This window comes from Pandoraea norimbergensis (assembly GCF_001465545.3).
Classification (GTDB): Bacteria; Pseudomonadota; Gammaproteobacteria; order Burkholderiales; family Burkholderiaceae; genus Pandoraea; species Pandoraea norimbergensis.
In genome coordinates, this window is record NZ_CP013480.3 from 1 (window position 1) to 16,867 (window position 16,867).

Consider the following 16,867-nt stretch of genomic DNA (forward strand, 5'->3'; position numbering starts at 1 on the left):
ATGAACGACTTCTGGCAACACTGCGCGACGCGTCTCGAGCAAGAGCTCACGCCCCAGCAATTCCGTACGTGGATCAAACCGCTGGCGCCGCTCGACTTCGACGAGGCTTCGCGCACGCTCAAAATTGGTGCACCCAACCGCTTCAAGCTGGATTGGGTGAAGAGCCAATTTTCGGGCCGCATCCAGAGTATGGCGTCCGACTTCTGGAACGAGCCGGTCGAAGTGACCTTCGTGCTCGACCCGAAGGCCGGCATGCGTGTGCCGTCGTCCACCCCTGCCCCCACGCCTGCTCCGGCGCCGGCCGCCACGCAGGCGCCGGCCGCTCGTACGACGCCGGTTGGTGCGCAGACTGGCGCGAACGGTGTCAATGGTTCAAACGGCGCGCATGGCGGACAGCACGGGTCGCATGGATCGAATGGTTCAGACGGCGCGGCGCTCGATGGCGAGCGCCCCGATCTGGAAGCCAGCGAAGCCGAGGCCGTGCGCCGCAATTGGCGCGTCACGCCGCAAGAGCCGGCGCAGACCCATGAGGTCGAATCGATTTACGAGCGCTCGAAGCTCAACCCGGTGCTGACCTTCGACAACTTCGTGACGGGTAAGTCGAATCAGCTCGCCCGCGCGGCGGCGATTCAGGTCGCGAACAATCCGGGTACGTCGTACAACCCGTTGTTCCTGTACGGCGGCGTCGGTCTGGGTAAGACTCACTTGATTCACGCCATCGGCAACCAGTTGCTGGCCGAGAAGCAGAATCCGCGAATTCGTTACATTCACGCCGAGCAATACGTTTCCGACGTGGTGAAAGCCTACCAACGGAAGGCTTTCGACGAGTTCAAGCGTTATTACCATTCGCTTGATCTGTTGCTGATCGACGATATTCAGTTCTTCTCGGGCAAGAGCCGTACGCAGGAAGAATTCTTCTACGCGTTCGAGGCGCTGATTGCGAACCGTGCGCAGGTGATCATCACGAGCGACACGTATCCGAAGGAAATCACCGGCATCGACGACCGCCTGATTTCGCGTTTCGATTCGGGGCTGACCGTCGCTATCGAGCCGCCTGAGCTTGAAATGCGCGTCGCCATCCTGATCAAGAAGGCGCAGGCCGAAGGCGTGGGGCTCTCGGAGGACGTGGCGTTCTTCGTGGGTAAGCACCTGCGTTCGAACGTGCGCGAGCTCGAAGGCGCGTTGCGCAAGATTCTCGCGTATTCGAAGTTCCATGGCCGCGAGATCACGATCGAGCTGACCAAAGAAGCGCTGAAAGATCTGCTGACGGTTCAGAATCGTCAGATTTCTGTCGAAAACATCCAAAAGACCGTCGCCGATTTTTACAATATCAAGGTCGCCGACATGTATTCGAAAAAGCGGCCTGCCAATATTGCACGGCCGCGACAGATCGCGATGTATCTGGCGAAGGAACTCACGCAAAAGAGCCTGCCGGAGATTGGCGAACTGTTTGGCGGACGCGACCATACGACGGTGTTGCACGCCGTGCGCAAGATTGCCGAAGAGCGTAGCAAGGATGCGCAACTCAACCACGAGTTGCACGTGCTGGAGCAGACGCTCAAGGGTTAAAAGGAAAGGCCTGACGAAGGGCCGGCGAGAGATTGGCAAAAGGCAGGCGGCAGCATCAATGCCGGGGGGGTATGGCAGGGCACGAGCGGGGTTGCTCGTCTCCCTGTGGATAAGCTGGGAGCGGTTTGGGGGCAATTCGTGTTTTCGGGCACAATAGCGGATCGGCGCACATTGCGTCCCCCGATCATCCACAGCGTTTTCCGCCCTGTTATCCCTTTTGCAAGCGATTGATTGGTAAGGGAATCTTCGGGTTATCAGCAGGAACTGGCGCCCGTTAACAGTTACTACGAAGGATAAATATGCAATTGGTCAAAACTCAACGAGACAATCTGCTGCGGCCGCTGCAAATTGTGAGTGGCATCGTCGAGCGTCGCCATACGTTGCCGATTCTGGCCAATTTGCTCATTCGCAAGCACGGACAGGACATCTCGTTCCTCTCCACCGATCTGGAACTCCAGATCACCACGACCGCCGATTGCGGCGCGGGCGCCGATGATGTGGCGACCACCGTGGCGGCGCGCAAGCTGCTCGACATCCTGCGCAACATGCCGGACGCTGAAGTGGCGCTCTCGCTGTCGGACAAGCGTCTGACGGTGCAGGCCGGCAAGAGCCGTTTCCAGTTGCAGACGCTGGCAGCGGAAGATTTCCCGACCGTGGCCGAGGCGAAAGATTACGCCGCGAGCTTTGCGTTGCCGCAGCGCACGTTCCGCCAGTTGCTGGCGATGGTGCACTTCGCGATGGCGCAGCAGGACATCCGTTACTACCTGAACGGCATGCTGCTGGTGGTCGATGGTGAAGAGATCAAGGCAGTTGCGACGGACGGTCACCGTCTGGCGTACAGCAGCACGAAGATTGCCGGCGAGAAGTTTGCCAAGCAGGAAGTGATCATCCCGCGCAAGACGATTCTCGAGCTGCAACGTCTGATGGAAGACATCGACGACCCCGTGCAGATCGACGTGGCGCCGAGCCAGGTCAAGTTCCGTTTTGCGAATGTCGAGCTGGTGTCGAAGCTGGTCGAGGGCAAGTTCCCGGACTTCACGCGCGTGATTCCGAAGGGCTACGCCAACAGCTTCACGATCAGCCGTGAAGAGCTGCATCGTTCGCTGCAACGTGCAGCGATCGTGACGTCGGACAAATTCAAGGGCGTGCGCTTCACGCTGGCGCCCAATCTGCTGACGATCATCGCAAGCAATTCCGAGCAGGAAGAAGCGCGCGAAGAAATCGAAATCGATTACAGCGGTGACTCGGTGGACATCGGTTTCAACGTCACGTATCTGCTCGACGTGCTGGCCAACCTGAAGGTCGAGCAAGTGAAGATCAGTCTGGGCGACGCCAATTCGAGCGCGTTGATCACACTGCCGGACAACGACGAGTTCAAGTACGTCGTGATGCCGATGCGCATTTAAGCGGAAATTCCGCTACACGCGCCGCCATGCGCGAAGGGGCCGAGCGCCCCTTTGGCGTTTCTAGAGGATGATCCTTTTGCAGGATAAATCGCTCACCGGGTGCCAAAAGTGCCTGGGAGCGACAGGGTCATGAAGCAGCAAACCGTCAGCAATGACGCAGTAACCGGAAGATTGTCATGAGCGAACAGCAAAAACAGGCCGAAAACGGCTACGGCGCAGCATCCATCCAGATCCTGGAAGGTCTGGAGGCCGTACGCAAGCGTCCAGGCATGTACATTGGCGACACGTCGGACGGTACGGGCCTGCATCACCTGGTGTTCGAGGTGCTGGACAACTCGATCGACGAGGCGCTGGCGGGTTATTGCGACGACATCCACGTGATCATTCACGCGGACAACTCCATCTCCGTGACCGACAACGGCCGCGGTATTCCCACGGGCATCAAGTTCGACGACAAGCACGAGCCGAAGCGTAGCGCAGCGGAAATCGTGATGACCGAGTTGCACGCGGGCGGCAAGTTCGACCAGAACAGCTACAAGGTGTCGGGTGGTCTGCACGGCGTGGGCGTGTCGTGCGTGAACGCACTGTCGACGTACCTGAAGCTCACGGTGCGCCGCGACGGCAAGAAGTCCTTTATGGAATTCCACCGTGGCGTGCCGCAGAACCGCGAGCTGGAAGTCATCGATGGCGTCGAGACCTCGCCACTGAAGGTGCTGGGCGATACCGACAAGCGCGGTACCGAAGTGCACTTCCTGGCGGACCAGGAGATTTTCGGCAAGGTTGAATTCCACTACGACATTCTCGCCAAGCGTATGCGCGAGCTGTCCTTCCTGAACAACGGTGTGCGTATCCGCCTGTCGGATCTGCGCACGGGCAAGGAAGAAGACTTTGCTTTCGCGGGTGGCGTGAAGGGCTTTGTCGAGTACATCAACCGCTCGAAGTCGGTGCTGCACCCGACCATCTTCCATGTGATCGGCGAACGCGACGGTATCGGCGTGGAAGTGGCGATGCAGTGGAACGATAGCTACAACGAGTCGGTGCTGTGCTTCACGAACAACATTCCGCAGCGCGACGGTGGCAGCCACTTGACCGGTCTGCGCGCGGCGATGACGCGCGTGATCAACAAGTACATCGACGAGCACGAGATGGCCAAGAAGGCCAAGGTCGAGACGACGGGCGACGACATGCGCGAAGGTCTGACCTGCGTGTTGTCGGTGAAGGTGCCGGAGCCGAAGTTCTCGTCGCAGACGAAGGACAAGCTGGTGTCGTCCGAAGTGCGTGCGCCGGTGGAAGAGTACGTGGCGAAGGCGCTTGAAGAGTTCCTGCTCGAGACCCCGAACGACGCGAAGATCATTTGCGGCAAGATCGTCGAAGCGGCGCGTGCGCGCGACGCGGCACGCAAGGCACGTGAAATGACGCGCCGTAAGGGCGTGCTCGACGGCGTTGGCTTGCCGGGCAAGCTGGCGGATTGCCAGGAGAAGGATCCGGCGCTGTGCGAAATCTACGTGGTCGAGGGCGACTCGGCAGGCGGTTCGGCCAAGCAGGGTCGTGACCGTAAGTTCCAGGCCATTTTGCCGCTGCGCGGCAAGGTGCTGAACGTTGAGAAGGCGCGCTTCGACAAACTGATTTCGAGCGAGCAGATCGTCACGCTGATTACTGCGCTGGGGTGCGGTATCGGCAAGGACGACTACAACATCGACAAGCTGCGTTATCACCGCATCATCATCATGACCGATGCTGACGTGGACGGCGCGCACATCCGTACGCTGCTGCTGACGTTCTTCTATCGTCAGGTGCCGGAGCTGATCGAGCGTGGTTACATCTACATCGCGCAACCGCCGCTGTACAAGGTCAAGCACAACAAGGACGAGCGTTACATCAAGGACGAGTCCGAGCTGGCCGCGTACATGCTGAAGCTGGCGATGAACAATGCCGAGCTGACGCCGTCGACGGGCGCGACGCCGATTTCGGGCGATGCGCTGGGCGAGCTGACGCGCAGCTACCAGTTGGCCGATAGCGTGATCGAACGTTTGAGCCGCCTGTACGAAGCGTCGGTGCTGACCGCAGTGACCGAAGGTGTCGAGATCAGTCTGGACACTGAGGAAGCCGCAGCGAAGTCGGCGCTGGCGTTGGAGGCTGCGTTGAGCGACGACCCGCTGGCACCGGAGATCACGATCAAGGCGGTGACGGAAGACGTCGAGAATGCGGAGCCGGTGATTTCGCTGCGCGTGATGCGTCGTCACCATGGCAACGTGAAGGTGAGCGTGATCGATCCGTACTTCCTGCAATCGGCGGACTTTGCGCAGTTGCAGAAGACGGCCGAGACGTTCAAGGGCCTGATCGGCGAAGGCGCGACGATTCGTCGTGGCGAGCGTTCGCAGTCGGTGGCGAACTTCAAGGCCGCGATGAAGTGGCTGATGGCCGATGCCGAGCGCAACGTGTCGAAGCAGCGCTACAAGGGTCTGGGCGAAATGAACGCGGGACAGCTGTGGGAAACCACGATGGACCCGACCGTGCGCCGCCTGCTGCGCGTGCAGATCGAAGACGCGATTGCCGCCGACGGCATCTTCACGACGCTGATGGGCGACGACGTCGAACCGCGTCGCGCGTTCATCGAATCGAACGCACTGCGCGCGGGCAATATCGACGTTTGAGGCGTCGCATCCCGTAGGGCGCCAGAGTAAGTGCGACTGGCGCCACAATTGTGCGACTAGACGACTTAGTTTGCGCGACTGGCCGACCTGAGCCGAAGCGGATCACCGCTGTGGTGAACGCTACGATTGTTTTGAGCAAGCGTCGTTATCTAGCGCATGGGTACAGCAAGAGAGATTCAGGCTCGCTTCGCCGCCGCGCTTGAAAAGGCGGGGTGGAGCGTCGAGTGGGAAGTCTTCGTAGAGTATGTCCACCACTATATGGACGACGAACGGTCGCCTAGCTATAGAAATGGACGGATTGACCTCGTCGCCACCCGCGATGGGCGAACCATTGCATACGAGCTTGATTGGGACTACCCGCGCCGAAAATCCCGAGAAAAGCTAAAGGCCTTCGAATGCGATGAGGCGTGGATAATCTGCAAGCTCGATCGCCGGGTACGTGTGAAGTGACGTTTCGGGAGGAACATCCTAGAACTCCTCACGTCTGGTAGAAGCAATGAATCGAGTCCTCTGCCGTCGTCCATAGACGCTTAAATATGTCTCGATATTGCTTCCCATGTACATTTCGGGATCGACTTGTTTGGGCGAGATTTCGGTATTGGTGTCTCGGAAGCAGCTCGGCACATTAAATTATTTGCTCTGCCTCAATCCACTCATAGTCGGCAATTGCCGCCCGAACAGCACACCGCTTTGCGGATGCAAACTCGGCCCGATCTTCAAGCTTCTTCTTAATATCGTTAACGTGACGGTCGAAAGTGTTTCTGGCACGAATGCCCCCATCGTGGTTTTTCCACAATTTATATGCTGTGTTTGCATTTCTCAGATCGGTTTGAATGTCGGTGATGTGCTCAGCACGCTTTCGTTTCAGCTCATATTTGTCAAGGTGATATAGCCAAATAGTAGCTTTGACCCGCCGCTCATCGATGTCCGTTGAGCGCCTTTTCCAAGTTGAGCATGATGGCGCTCCCACTGGGTCGAACCAAAGCAAACTTACATCGCTGGCCGAGCATGGATCGAGGGCCAGTATGTCCTCTTCGACGAGGTCATAGTCGAGTCGCTCAGCGGCTCGCTCGCCCACAATCGGAAAATAGTCCCACTTTCCTCCGTTGGTTTCGCTGTCCACACGCCGCTGATTTGCATGTTCAGAGCTCAATCGAAAATTCCGCAACTCAAAGGCCCACCACCAGTAGCCTGACCAAGTCGTTTTAGTCGGTCGGAGTTCGTTGTCAACCTCTCGAACGCTGCCTTTGGGCCGGAAATGGTCGACATTAGGATCCGCGCCCTCTAGTGGTACTTCCGAATACCAACACTTATTTCCCACCACCGCTCTGAGAGTCTCGAGCAATTCAGGGTGACCCCATGTGCGGTCCCTCTTTGAATTAATGAACTCGATCCTGTCATTGGGATTCTGCTTCAACAACTCTGCCGAGAGCTCCGCGGCATCGTTTCTCCAATGCTGCGGGGGGACGATTTTCTTAGGGTTAATGAATATCATTCTTCCTCCTTAGCCGCGCCCTCGAAGAGATTACTGGCGAGTCGTTCAACCAGTTCCACTCTGTTTCCTGCCAAATCACTTGTATGCAGCGCCCGATCAAGTGAGAGTTGATACGCTTGACGGGCAATATTTCGAAAAGGGTCGGGCGACGATTCGGCAATTTCGAGTGAGGGCACTAGGCGCCGCAGTCGCCTAAGATAGCGGGCTCTGCGATCACTTTTACTTTCAAGCGACACCTCATATATTCGCTTCAAGACTGATAGGCTGAAGCGGTCTAACTGGCTTTCGAGTCCGTACAATGGGCTGGTCAGAACGCCAGCAACCCCGGTGCCACGTGGGCTTTCCGTTGGCGTCACGACGTCAACTCTGCCATCAACTCCCCGTCGAAGAACTCGTATTTCGTCTTTTAGAAGGCCAGCGACCAACAGCGGCTGATGGCTGGCAATCAGCGTGTGACTATTTCTATGGAGTCCGCCAATATTCCGTAGATCCTCCAAATAGTCCATTCCCCATGCGGGATTCAAATGAGTGTCCGGCTCGTCGAGCAAATATAACGACGCGTCATTTCGAGTAAACCGCATCAACCCCAATACAGTTAAAAGTTGTTGCTCCCCTTCGCTCAATTGTCTAGTGTGAATCGCTGTGGTAGCCCCTTGTATGCGTACACGCACTCGGAAATCATCTACCAGGTCGCTTAGTCTCATTGTGTCGAGTGCTTGAAAAAGCGCGCGTTGATCTCCACCATATTCGCTAGCTAACTTGTGTAGAGCATCAACATCGGGCAGAAAGAGATACATAAGTTCATGCTGCCGGCTTCTCTTCCGAAACCCTTCAGGGCGACTGAAAGTATTGAAAAACGGTGCCAGAGAATATTGACGAAATCTCTCCAATAGATCTCGAACAGGGCCTTTTGCATCCCAGAAATTCTCAGCTTTGGCCTTCGGACTAGCCCATTCCGGCTTCTTGACCACCAAGAGGGCCGAGTCAAAGCTATCTATGCGCAGTACACTTCGCATAAATTCCATGACGTGAGCGTCGTCCGAGAAATAGAACGCAAGGAGAGAGAATAGTCCGTGGACTGGTCGCGCGTAGATAAACTGACGAAGAGCTAACGTAGATGGTTTTTCGCTATTTTTTTGGGTAGTATCAACTAGTGTTTCATCTAATGCGCGACGATCATGACGCTGAAAAAGTTTTTCAAATCGATCGCTTACACCGGAATAATATCCGACGACATATTTGGGGCTCCATTTCGATCGAAGCTGAGTCAACGGAATGGAATCGGTGTTTAACTTCGCTAACGGCTGTCGTCCAGCATCAGCTGTGACTTGAACCTTTTGACCGTTGATCTCGTAGCGAATGTCGAATGAGAACTCCGCCACCTCGGCGAGATCGATGCGCGTGAAAATAGTGATTATTGCCTCGAGCAAATTGCTCTTGGCTGCACCATTGCGACCGAGAAGAACCGTTACATCCTTCTCTAGATGAAAATCGATTTCGAATCCCTCAAGATTTTTCCAGGGGCTCAATATTTTGAGTGACTCAATTCTCATCAGAAATATCCCGGATCAGGCCATCTCCAAAGGGTACAGACAGGCGATTGGATGATTTCGCCTCGCGAAGGAGATCAAAAAAAACCTCAATGTCGTCATTCGAAGTACCTAGTCCGCTCGCGCCATGAAGATCTCGTGGAGAAGCCGATGGACCGAACGTTCTCAGGCACTCGACCAATGCGTCCACCGTACCTATGGAGCTCACTTTCGAGACACGATGGTCTGGCAGGGAGGGGATCTCATTCGGATCTTTGTTTTTCATTTTGCTGGCCATTACATCTCGTGGTGCAGGAGGGATGGCGGGCTGAGTCTTCCCCTCACGTTTCCCGACAGAGACCCCAAATACTGCTGATAGATACATCTCCGTTTCAAGTTCTCGAGACTTGAACTCGGTCTCCAGCTTATCGCATATAGCGTTTAAGGAAGTGGCAGTCGATACAATGCGACTTTGTTCGGCTTTCGGCGGCAGCGCAATCGGAAATGATAGCAGCGTAACCTGATTGATCTTGGGCATTGTAGTCTGAGCACCGGTTGCCCTAGATGTGAAGTATTCTCGCCCAAATGGAGAGTTCGCAAACAGATGAATGTAGTCCACATTTATCTGATCGGAAACTCGAACTTTTATCATTAGATCAGGATAGATAAATTCATTTGGCCCCTCTTTGTAAACAGCAGAAATCCCCACGTGTTCGCGCGAATTCCCTCGCTGAAATAGCAGGTCTCCAAAACGAAGCCACAGCTCAGAGTCATCAGGGATATCGGCATCGACTTTCTTGAAATGCCGTGCATCGAACGAGCCCGACGTCGTAGCAGTTAGCGTCACGGCACGGGGAGCATCGACACGAGTAGTCTGCTGGGGCGAAAGTCCGTTCTGGGGGCCGAAGATCAAAAGATCCTGGAGACGCACCCATCGCCAACTTGGTGGGATTTGGAACACCTCATCCAGAGCGACAGGTGGCAACGCTCTACCGCGCTTGAGTGTGCCATGCTCTAGAAGCTGATCCCTTTCTGTTTGAAGTGAATCAACAAGCGATGAAATGCTCTCGTCCTCGGTGTTTTGAGACGTAAGCTGCCCTCGTATCGCTAAACTCGAGATCAACTGTCTTACATGGCCAATATGTGTTTCAGTGCTGAGTCTTCCCGTAATATTAAGAATGTGCGATCGCATTACCTCTGCATTTTCGGGGTTCGACTTGCCTGTGTAAGACGAACTATCCGTCAATAATCGCCCGAGGCTCGCAGAGATTAGCTCGTCCCTTGCCTTTTCTCTATCGAGCTTTGCCCTCTCGAAATCATCGATGAGTTGCATCAGATGCTTAACAAGGTGGACGATACTGTCCTGTACCGATTTCGACGGGACAAGGATAGGGAGTTGTAGGAATTTCCGCAGAGACACGCCCCCGATCATTCCCGTCATCTCGTTGAGAAAAGATTCGTAGAAAGTGGACGACTGGTATACGAGCAACAAGTATTGCGGATTGATGTCGTCTGTTACTTCGATCGCATATAACTTGTTACCAAAACAGACGCTACGATCTGTTATGCCACACTTCTTCCCTGCACTTCCTCCCTCTGCACAAATGAAGACTGCACCCGCCGCAGCAACCTTATAAGACGTGTTGTCAAACGGGACCTTGAGTCCATTTTCGTAGTTGAGAGGAGTGTCGCCACGTCCGACATCTTTCGTAGCGATAAACGGATATCCTTCCTTCACTCTCGCCAGGGTCTCTCGCTCGCTATCGCTGACGCTATTCCCACCAAAAATGCGCCCCAGATCTGTGAGCTGAACTTGTCGCCATCCGTCAGGAAGCTCTCCGGGATAATGGATGTCGAGCTTCCGTAACGAGTTTCGCTGTGCGAGCTTTCCGATCGAGGAGGTCAAACCGGAGAGTTGGTTGAGCGAACTGACCTCACCATCAGACGGCACAGCGAGCCTTCCGCTTGTTGCCGCGTCGAGGACGAATTGGCGAAATCTAGAAATACCGCCCGTCGCCTCCAAAATACGATCGAGACTAGCAACTGGCATGTTTTTCTTCATTGTAGGAGTATCTGCATGAGCGCGTGTTTCAGCCGATCACGAAGCTCAGTGGTAATTTTCTCGCCTTCTTCTAGCCTTGCGAGGAGGTCTGCTGGTTCGTCGAGCTTGTCGACGCTGTTATATGGATTCCTAATTGCAATATTGTAATTTCGAGTCTCGATCTCCGCTAGGCCAATTCTCCAGGCCACGTCGCTTTCCGCGCGATTTCTCCGATCCGGTCCGCCCCACCATCGAACGCAATCGTTCAAGTGATCTTCTTTAATTGGTTTGGACATTGAGTAGGCTTTCTGTCCGTCCGGAATGCGAAGCTCGTAGAACCAAATCTCGCGGGTTGGTTTGCCTTTGTCAAAAAAGAGCAAGTTCGTCCCAACGCTGGCGTAAGGCTTAAAAACGCTGTCAGGCAACCGCACGATCGTGTGTAAGTCGCATTGCTCTAGGAGTGCCTTCTTAAGACGGCGTTTGATCCCGTCTCCAAAAAGCAACCCGTCTGGTAGAACGACTGCAGCCCGGCCTCCAGGTTTCAGAAGCCGCATGTAAAGAGCCAAAAAGAGATCGGCAGATTCTTTTGTTCGAAATTCTATAGGGAAGTTTTGCTCTATTCCTTCTTCGATTTGCCCCCCAAAGGGAGGATTAGAGAGGATGACATCTACTTCATCTCTTCTTGTATAGGATTCATACGGCCTGGCGAGCGCGTTACCATGAATTACAAATCCTGGATCCTCAACGCCATGGAGTAGCATATTCGTGACGCAGAGCATGTGAGGGAGTTGCTTTAGTTCCACTGCGCGTAACCCTGCCTGGAGGGTTCGTTCATCATCTGGCGTTTTGACAAAGCGCCTCATGTGCCGAATCGAGCATGTAAGAAATCCACCAGTCCCGCACGACGGATCCAAAATGGTCTCGCCTAGTTGCGGATTTATTCTCCCCACCATAAACGCAGTTATGGCGCGTGGAGTATAAAACTCGCCTGCGTGCCCCGCGGCTTGGAGGTCGTTAAGAAGTTGTTCGTATATGTCACCAAAGTGTTTTCGTTCGGCTATGTCGTTGAAATCAACTTCGTTGATTTTTTTAATAACCTGCCGCATCAGTTTTCCGGACTTCATGTAGTTGAATGCATCTTCAAAAACGGCATTCACCACTCGGGCTTGCTTTTTGTTGCGTGGCAACGATTTTAGTGCGGGAAAAAGTTCTCCGTTGACGAAGCTGATTAAATCAGATTCATCATTTAAAGATTCGCTCTTTGCCCAATTTTTCCATCGAAACTTCGTTGGAATGGTTGATCTGTAATGCGAATTCTCATTTTTTAATTGTTGTTCTTGGTCGTCGATAATTTTCAGAAAGAACATCCAGCACAGCTGTGACAGACGTTGAGCATCTCCGTCGATGCCCGGGTCTTTCCACATGATATCTTGGATTGATTTAATAACACTTCGAATCGACATGGTTAATTAATAATAAACCTTCGGGTTGCGAGAAAAAATTTGTGGGCCTGATTGACAGGTCACGCTCATTCTTCATCGCAGTTTTGAGCCTGGTGAAGTCCATGTGCAGCGCGGAAGGCGATCTGCTACAGGGCGTTTCTCGAGGCGGGGATGCTTAGTCAGACTGCCCAGTCAGCAGATCCACGACATCGGAACCGAGCGTGGAGGCCAAAGTGGCAAGTACCTGCAACGATGGATTTCCGATCTCTCGCTCAAGTTGGCTTACGTAACTCCGGTCTACGTGTGCACGTACGCTCAGCTGTTCTTGTGACAAGCCGGCTCTCTTGCGTAGGTTCTTGAGGTTTGACGCGAGATCTTGCCGCAGCTTTTCGTAGCAACGATGTGCCATTCAATCCTCATTGGGTGAGCAAATGTGTGGATTATAGTCCACACATTTGCCCCGTGGTCGGTGTTAGTGCATCTCCGTCGCCTGTGAGTTGAGGGTCCCCCGACGCGTTATGGAAAACAGAGACTGAAAAGGGTAGCCGTTGATTACTTGAGTGGTCGATCTCCGTGCAGATGATCCAAATAAATGATTTTTTTTCAATCGCGAACAATCAAAGAAAAATAGTGATTTTTTACAAAAATATCACTATTCGGATAAGCGAATTTTGATTTTGCAAAGGACGAATATTCTAGGTACGCTCCGTAACATTGATCATCAACAAATGCGAGACGAGTGTTATGAGCGCGCTCGGCGATTTCATTCGAGCTAGAAGGAAGAAATTAGGCCTAACGCAGACGGCGTTGGCTGCGCGTGTCGGCGTGGACGACACATATGTAAGCGCCGTCGAAACCGGTAAACGCACTCCGGATGGCGAGCAATTCCTGGAGTTGGTAGCAGCAGCGCTTGAGCTTAATGATGACCTCAAGCGTGATCTAGCTGCCGCCGCTCGCAGATCTCAGCGCATCTTTCGACTGCCAGCCGAAATCTCGGTGCACAAGCACGAGGTTCTTCGAGCACTGGCGATGGACATCAAACTTTCCGACGACGATATGAGTGCATTTGCCGCGATCCACGCTGCGCTTGCGCGCAGCCGGACGTCGGAAGCGGTGGATACCCAAGAATCCACGATAGGAGGTCCTATGTAACGAAAAAGCGCCACAAACCGGAAGGCTTGAAGCGCTTTTCGGGTCCGAATCGACGAAGACTCAGCTCCTAGACAAAGCCAAGTCTCCGCCTCTTCGACCCTAGCGTCAAGCCCTTCTTTTCCTCTTCAGTTTGCACCTGGAGGGATTTGATCAATTCCGATCGAATCCTTGACCGCGTTCGTCCGCAATTCCATACGCTCCCGCGCGGTAATTGTCGGAACCGAGGTGCAAACCAACCACGTGAGCGTCATATCGAGACGCGACGGAGAGAGCTCGTGCCTAGAAAATCGAAGACCGCTATTTCCCCTCCTTTAACACGCCGCCCGCGCCGGATCGTTACAGTCTCGGGCCGAGGCGTTCGAGGGCGATTCCCCAGCAGAAAGGCCCCAAAGCCTCTGCAGTTTGAAAGCCTGGTCGAAGAGATGATGCTGCTCGTTGCCGAAGTGGTGTTGATTTTCACCAAATCTTGACCCGGGATTTTCATCGAAATTTAACCCACCCCCAATCAGCCTAGTACATCTACTTCTGTGTGGATAAGTCGTCATTTTCCGTGCCCTTGGGGGCCTTTTTCCGCGATACCCGAGACTTGGCCGAACTGGTCTTGAAACGCCAGGAATCGTTGCCCGTTTCTACGATGTGGCAGTGATGCGTCACCCGGTCGAGCAGCGCAGTTGTCATCTTTGCGTCCCCGAATACGCTGGCCCATTCGCTAAAGCTCAGATTCGTCGTTATCGCCACGCTGGTGTGCTCGTACAGCTTCGAGAGCAGATGAAATAGCAGTGCACCGCCCGTCTGGCTGAATGGCAGGTAGCCCAGCTCATCGAGGATCACCATATCCACGTACATCAGCTTGTGCGCTATTTGGCCTTGCTTGCCGATAGCCTTCTCTTGCTCCAGCGCGTTCGTCAGTTCCACTGTCGAAAAGTACCTAACTCGCTTGCCTTGGCGCTGCACCGCTTGGATGCCTATCGCAGTCGCCAAATGCGTCTTGCCGGTACCGGGCCCGCCGATAAACACCACGTTGTGTGCGCTGGAGAGAAACGCCAGGTCATGTAGTTCTCGCACCAGCATTTCATCTACGTGCGCTTGGTCGAAATCGAATCCGGTGAGATCGCGATGTGCCGGGAAACGAGCCGCAGTCATTTGATAGGCAATAGATCGGACTTGGCGCTCTGCCGTCTCAGCCATCAGCAGTTGCTTCATGAAACGCTCCGGATCAAACTCCGTGTGCCTGGATTGTGCGAGCAGCTCCGGCCAACTGCTTGCCATGCCGTGCAACTTCAAACCCTTGAGCTGAGCTGTAATGTCATTAGACATGGCGATTCTCCGGGGCATTGGGCCTTAGGCTCTCATAGCGATCGACATCCGCTGAGGGCTCTTCGGTCAGGTGCAGTTTGGTTGGTGCGGGCAGTAACGGCCCGACTGGCGTTTTGAGCCGGCCCAGCACATTGATGACATGCTCGGCACTCGGCCGACCTGACTCCAATGACATTTTTACGGCAGTCAGCACAGCGTCTAAACCGTGGTCACGTACTGCCGCTAGTACTTGCGTCATAACCCGGTCGCCACCGGGATGCTTGAGCAAGTAATGCTGTAAGCGCTGCAGCGGCACCGGCATCGTCGCAAACGGTGCTCCGTTGCGCAGTGCACCGGGTTTTCGCTCCACCAAGTCGATGTAGTGGCGCCAATCGTAAAAAGTGAGGTATCGATCAAAGCTACGCTCATGTCGGGCGACTTCTTGCCCTTCGGAAACGATGCTCAGATATGTCGGGTAGCAGCGCACGCTAACGACCTGATTGGTCAGATTCGATGGCACGCTGTAGCGATTGCGTTGGAAGTGAATCAGGCTCGTTGAGGAGACGCGTAGCGTCTGCTCAACATATCCATCAAATGGCTTAGGGTTGGGCATCAACTTCGTGCGCTCATCTTGCAACGCGTCAGCAATGGTGAGCTCAGGCCACTGCGGGTGTTTGCCTTGCCACGCGCATAGGCATTGGTCGGCAACCCACTCGTTGAGCGTCGCAAGTGTTTCCCATCGATGCTCGGCCGCTTCATGCCAAATCTGTCGTCGCCGATCTTGCACGTTCTTCTCGACGATACCTTTCTCCCAACCGGCAGCGCGATTGCAGAATTCGGGCTCAAAGAGGTAGTGGCCACACATCGCCTCGAAGCGGGCGTTGATCGCTCGCTCTTTGCCTCGGCCGACCTTGTCGACCGCAGTCTTCATGTTGTCGTAAATCCCTCGCCGAGGCACGCCACCAAATGCTGCAAAAGCTCGAGCATGTGCGTCGAATAGCATCTCATGGCTCTGCGTGGGATAGGCAACCAACCAGAATGCGCGACTGGCGTTGAGTTTGACGTGGGCGACCTCGAGCCGCCGGCGCAAGCCTCCCACGAAGGCATACTCGCAGCTCCAATCAAACTGGAACGCCTCACCCGGATCGAAAGCCAACGGCACGTAAGCTTTGGTGCGTGGTGCCTGGGATTGCGTCTCGTGCCAGTGCCGCACGAAGGCGCTCACTCGTGCGTAGCTGCCGGCGTAGCCCTGTGCATGGATTGCCTCAAACATGAAGCGAGCGGTACGGCGATCACGCTTTGGCCGATGGCTGTCGGTGCGTAACCAGCAGCTCAATTGCTCCGCCCACTCATCGATGACGCTGGGGCTGATTCGCTTGGGGTAATGGGGTTCGACCGCATCGGTCTGGCGCAGCCAGCTGCGAATCGTGTTTCGGGACAGGCCCGTGCGTCGCGCAATCTCTCGCAGCGGTACCTTCTCGCGGAAATACATCCGCCTGATCTTGGCTAGCATGCCCACCGTGATCACCTTGGTATCTCCTGCTCAAAGGTTGAGCAGGACATTGAATCACGTGGGTCAATTTTCGATGAAAACTACACCCCTCAAAGGGTCAGTTCTTGGTGCACATCAACACTTATGTTCTCCGCGTTCCAGATGGGCTTTGATCACCCCATGCTGATCGATCAAAACGCGTCGTAAACCGAAACCTGCGGGACCACCTTGCCGGTACCCCAGCTCGATTAGTCGACACTGTCCAGCGAAAACTTTCGCTGATAACTCTCGACTATATTCACCTGCCATCGCCCGCTTAACGCCCTTTACGATAGTGGAGACGGGAGATCCATCGTTCTCGAATTGCTCTGCACAGTACAACACTTGTATGCCAGCGCGGCGGCACAAGTACTCGTAATACGCACTTTCGTCTGAATCTTGAAATCGTCCCCATCGACTAACGTCGTAGACGAGAATAGTGTCGAAATCCGCCCTCTCGTTTTCGACGTCGCTGATGAGCTCCTGCAGCGCTTGCCTACCGTCAATCTTCAAGCCGCTCTTGCCCTCGTCAGCGTAGGTCCGGACGATCGTGAGCCCACGTTGCGTTGCGTATTCTCGGATTCGCTCACGCTGATTTTCTGTCGAGTATTGCTGATGCTCGGTGGACATGCGCACGTACTCCGCCGCGTGCAGACGTTCTCCCGGTGTTGGCGCTGATGGAGTTTTTCGATCGGACGACATGACTTGGTTCCAACACCATAACCATGCAACGATTGCTCGCAGTTCCTGCG

The 16,867-nt window shown here is 54.6% G+C and carries 11 protein-coding genes and 1 pseudogene; 4 read left to right on the plus strand and 8 right to left on the minus strand.

The genetic code is table 11. The features are described 5' to 3' along the window. From dnaA to gyrB, 3 genes are all read left to right on the plus strand, one after another. Positions 1-1,569 (plus strand): chromosomal replication initiator protein DnaA, encoded by a 1,569-nt coding sequence (gene dnaA / locus AT302_RS00005; protein ID WP_058376641.1) that lies wholly within the window; start codon positions 1-3, stop codon positions 1,567-1,569. Between the two features lie 299 nt (positions 1,570-1,868). After that, the gene (gene dnaN, locus AT302_RS00010; protein WP_058376642.1) at positions 1,869-2,975 is read left to right on the plus strand and encodes a DNA polymerase III subunit beta; all 1,107 of its coding nucleotides are present in this window, start codon (positions 1,869-1,871) and stop codon (positions 2,973-2,975) included. Positions 2,976-3,151: 176 nt separating this feature from the next. Then, a complete protein-coding gene (gyrB, locus tag AT302_RS00015) occupies positions 3,152-5,629 on the plus strand; it encodes a DNA topoisomerase (ATP-hydrolyzing) subunit B (RefSeq protein WP_058376643.1) in 2,478 nt (825 codons plus the stop codon). Between the two features lie 625 nt (positions 5,630-6,254). On the opposite strand, the gene AT302_RS00025 is transcribed toward gyrB, so the two are convergent. The 5 genes from AT302_RS00025 to AT302_RS28380 all read right to left on the minus strand — a co-directional run bounded on the left by AT302_RS00025 (position 6,255) and on the right by AT302_RS28380 (position 12,545). Further along, the gene (locus AT302_RS00025; RefSeq protein ID WP_058376644.1) at positions 6,255-7,124 is read right to left on the minus strand and encodes an RNA-binding protein; all 870 of its coding nucleotides are present in this window, start codon (positions 7,122-7,124) and stop codon (positions 6,255-6,257) included. After that, positions 7,121-8,677, minus strand: coding sequence for an AAA family ATPase (locus AT302_RS27085; protein WP_058376645.1), 1,557 nt, complete (start codon positions 8,675-8,677; stop codon positions 7,121-7,123). Before AT302_RS27085 ends, AT302_RS00025 begins: the two co-directional genes overlap by 4 nt. After that, a complete protein-coding gene (locus AT302_RS00030; protein WP_058376646.1) occupies positions 8,667-10,715 on the minus strand; it encodes a restriction endonuclease subunit S in 2,049 nt (682 codons plus the stop codon). The genes AT302_RS27085 and AT302_RS00030 overlap by 11 nt, the downstream gene beginning before the upstream one ends. After that, positions 10,712-12,118 carry a class I SAM-dependent DNA methyltransferase gene (locus AT302_RS00035; RefSeq protein WP_237172028.1) on the minus strand — a complete coding sequence of 469 codons (1,407 nt, stop codon included), beginning with the start codon at positions 12,116-12,118 and terminating at the stop codon, positions 10,712-10,714. Before AT302_RS00035 ends, AT302_RS00030 begins: the two co-directional genes overlap by 4 nt. A 193-nt stretch (positions 12,119-12,311) precedes the next feature. Further along, positions 12,312-12,545 (minus strand): helix-turn-helix domain-containing protein, encoded by a 234-nt coding sequence (locus AT302_RS28380; protein ID WP_084655942.1) that lies wholly within the window; start codon positions 12,543-12,545, stop codon positions 12,312-12,314. A gap of 305 nt (positions 12,546-12,850) precedes the next feature. On the opposite strand from AT302_RS28380, the gene AT302_RS00040 reads away from it, so the two are divergent. Beyond that, on the plus strand, positions 12,851-13,288 hold the full coding sequence (locus AT302_RS00040; RefSeq protein WP_237172029.1) for a helix-turn-helix domain-containing protein: 438 nt from the start codon (positions 12,851-12,853) through the stop codon (positions 13,286-13,288). Positions 13,289-13,807: 519 nt separating this feature from the next. Here AT302_RS00040 and istB read toward each other — a convergent pair. The 3 genes and pseudogenes from istB to AT302_RS00055 all read right to left on the minus strand — a co-directional run. Then, the gene (gene istB / locus AT302_RS00045) at positions 13,808-14,605 is read right to left on the minus strand and encodes an IS21-like element helper ATPase IstB (protein WP_058376310.1); all 798 of its coding nucleotides are present in this window, start codon (positions 14,603-14,605) and stop codon (positions 13,808-13,810) included. Continuing rightward, entirely contained in the window at positions 14,598-16,103 is a 1,506-nt protein-coding gene (istA, locus tag AT302_RS00050) for an IS21 family transposase (protein WP_058379935.1), read from the minus strand. The genes istB and istA overlap by 8 nt, the downstream gene beginning before the upstream one ends. Positions 16,104-16,217: 114 nt before the next feature. Further along, positions 16,218-16,817 (minus strand): annotated as a pseudogene (locus AT302_RS00055) (recombinase family protein); the annotation flags it as partial. Positions 16,818-16,867: the final 50 nt, after the last annotated feature.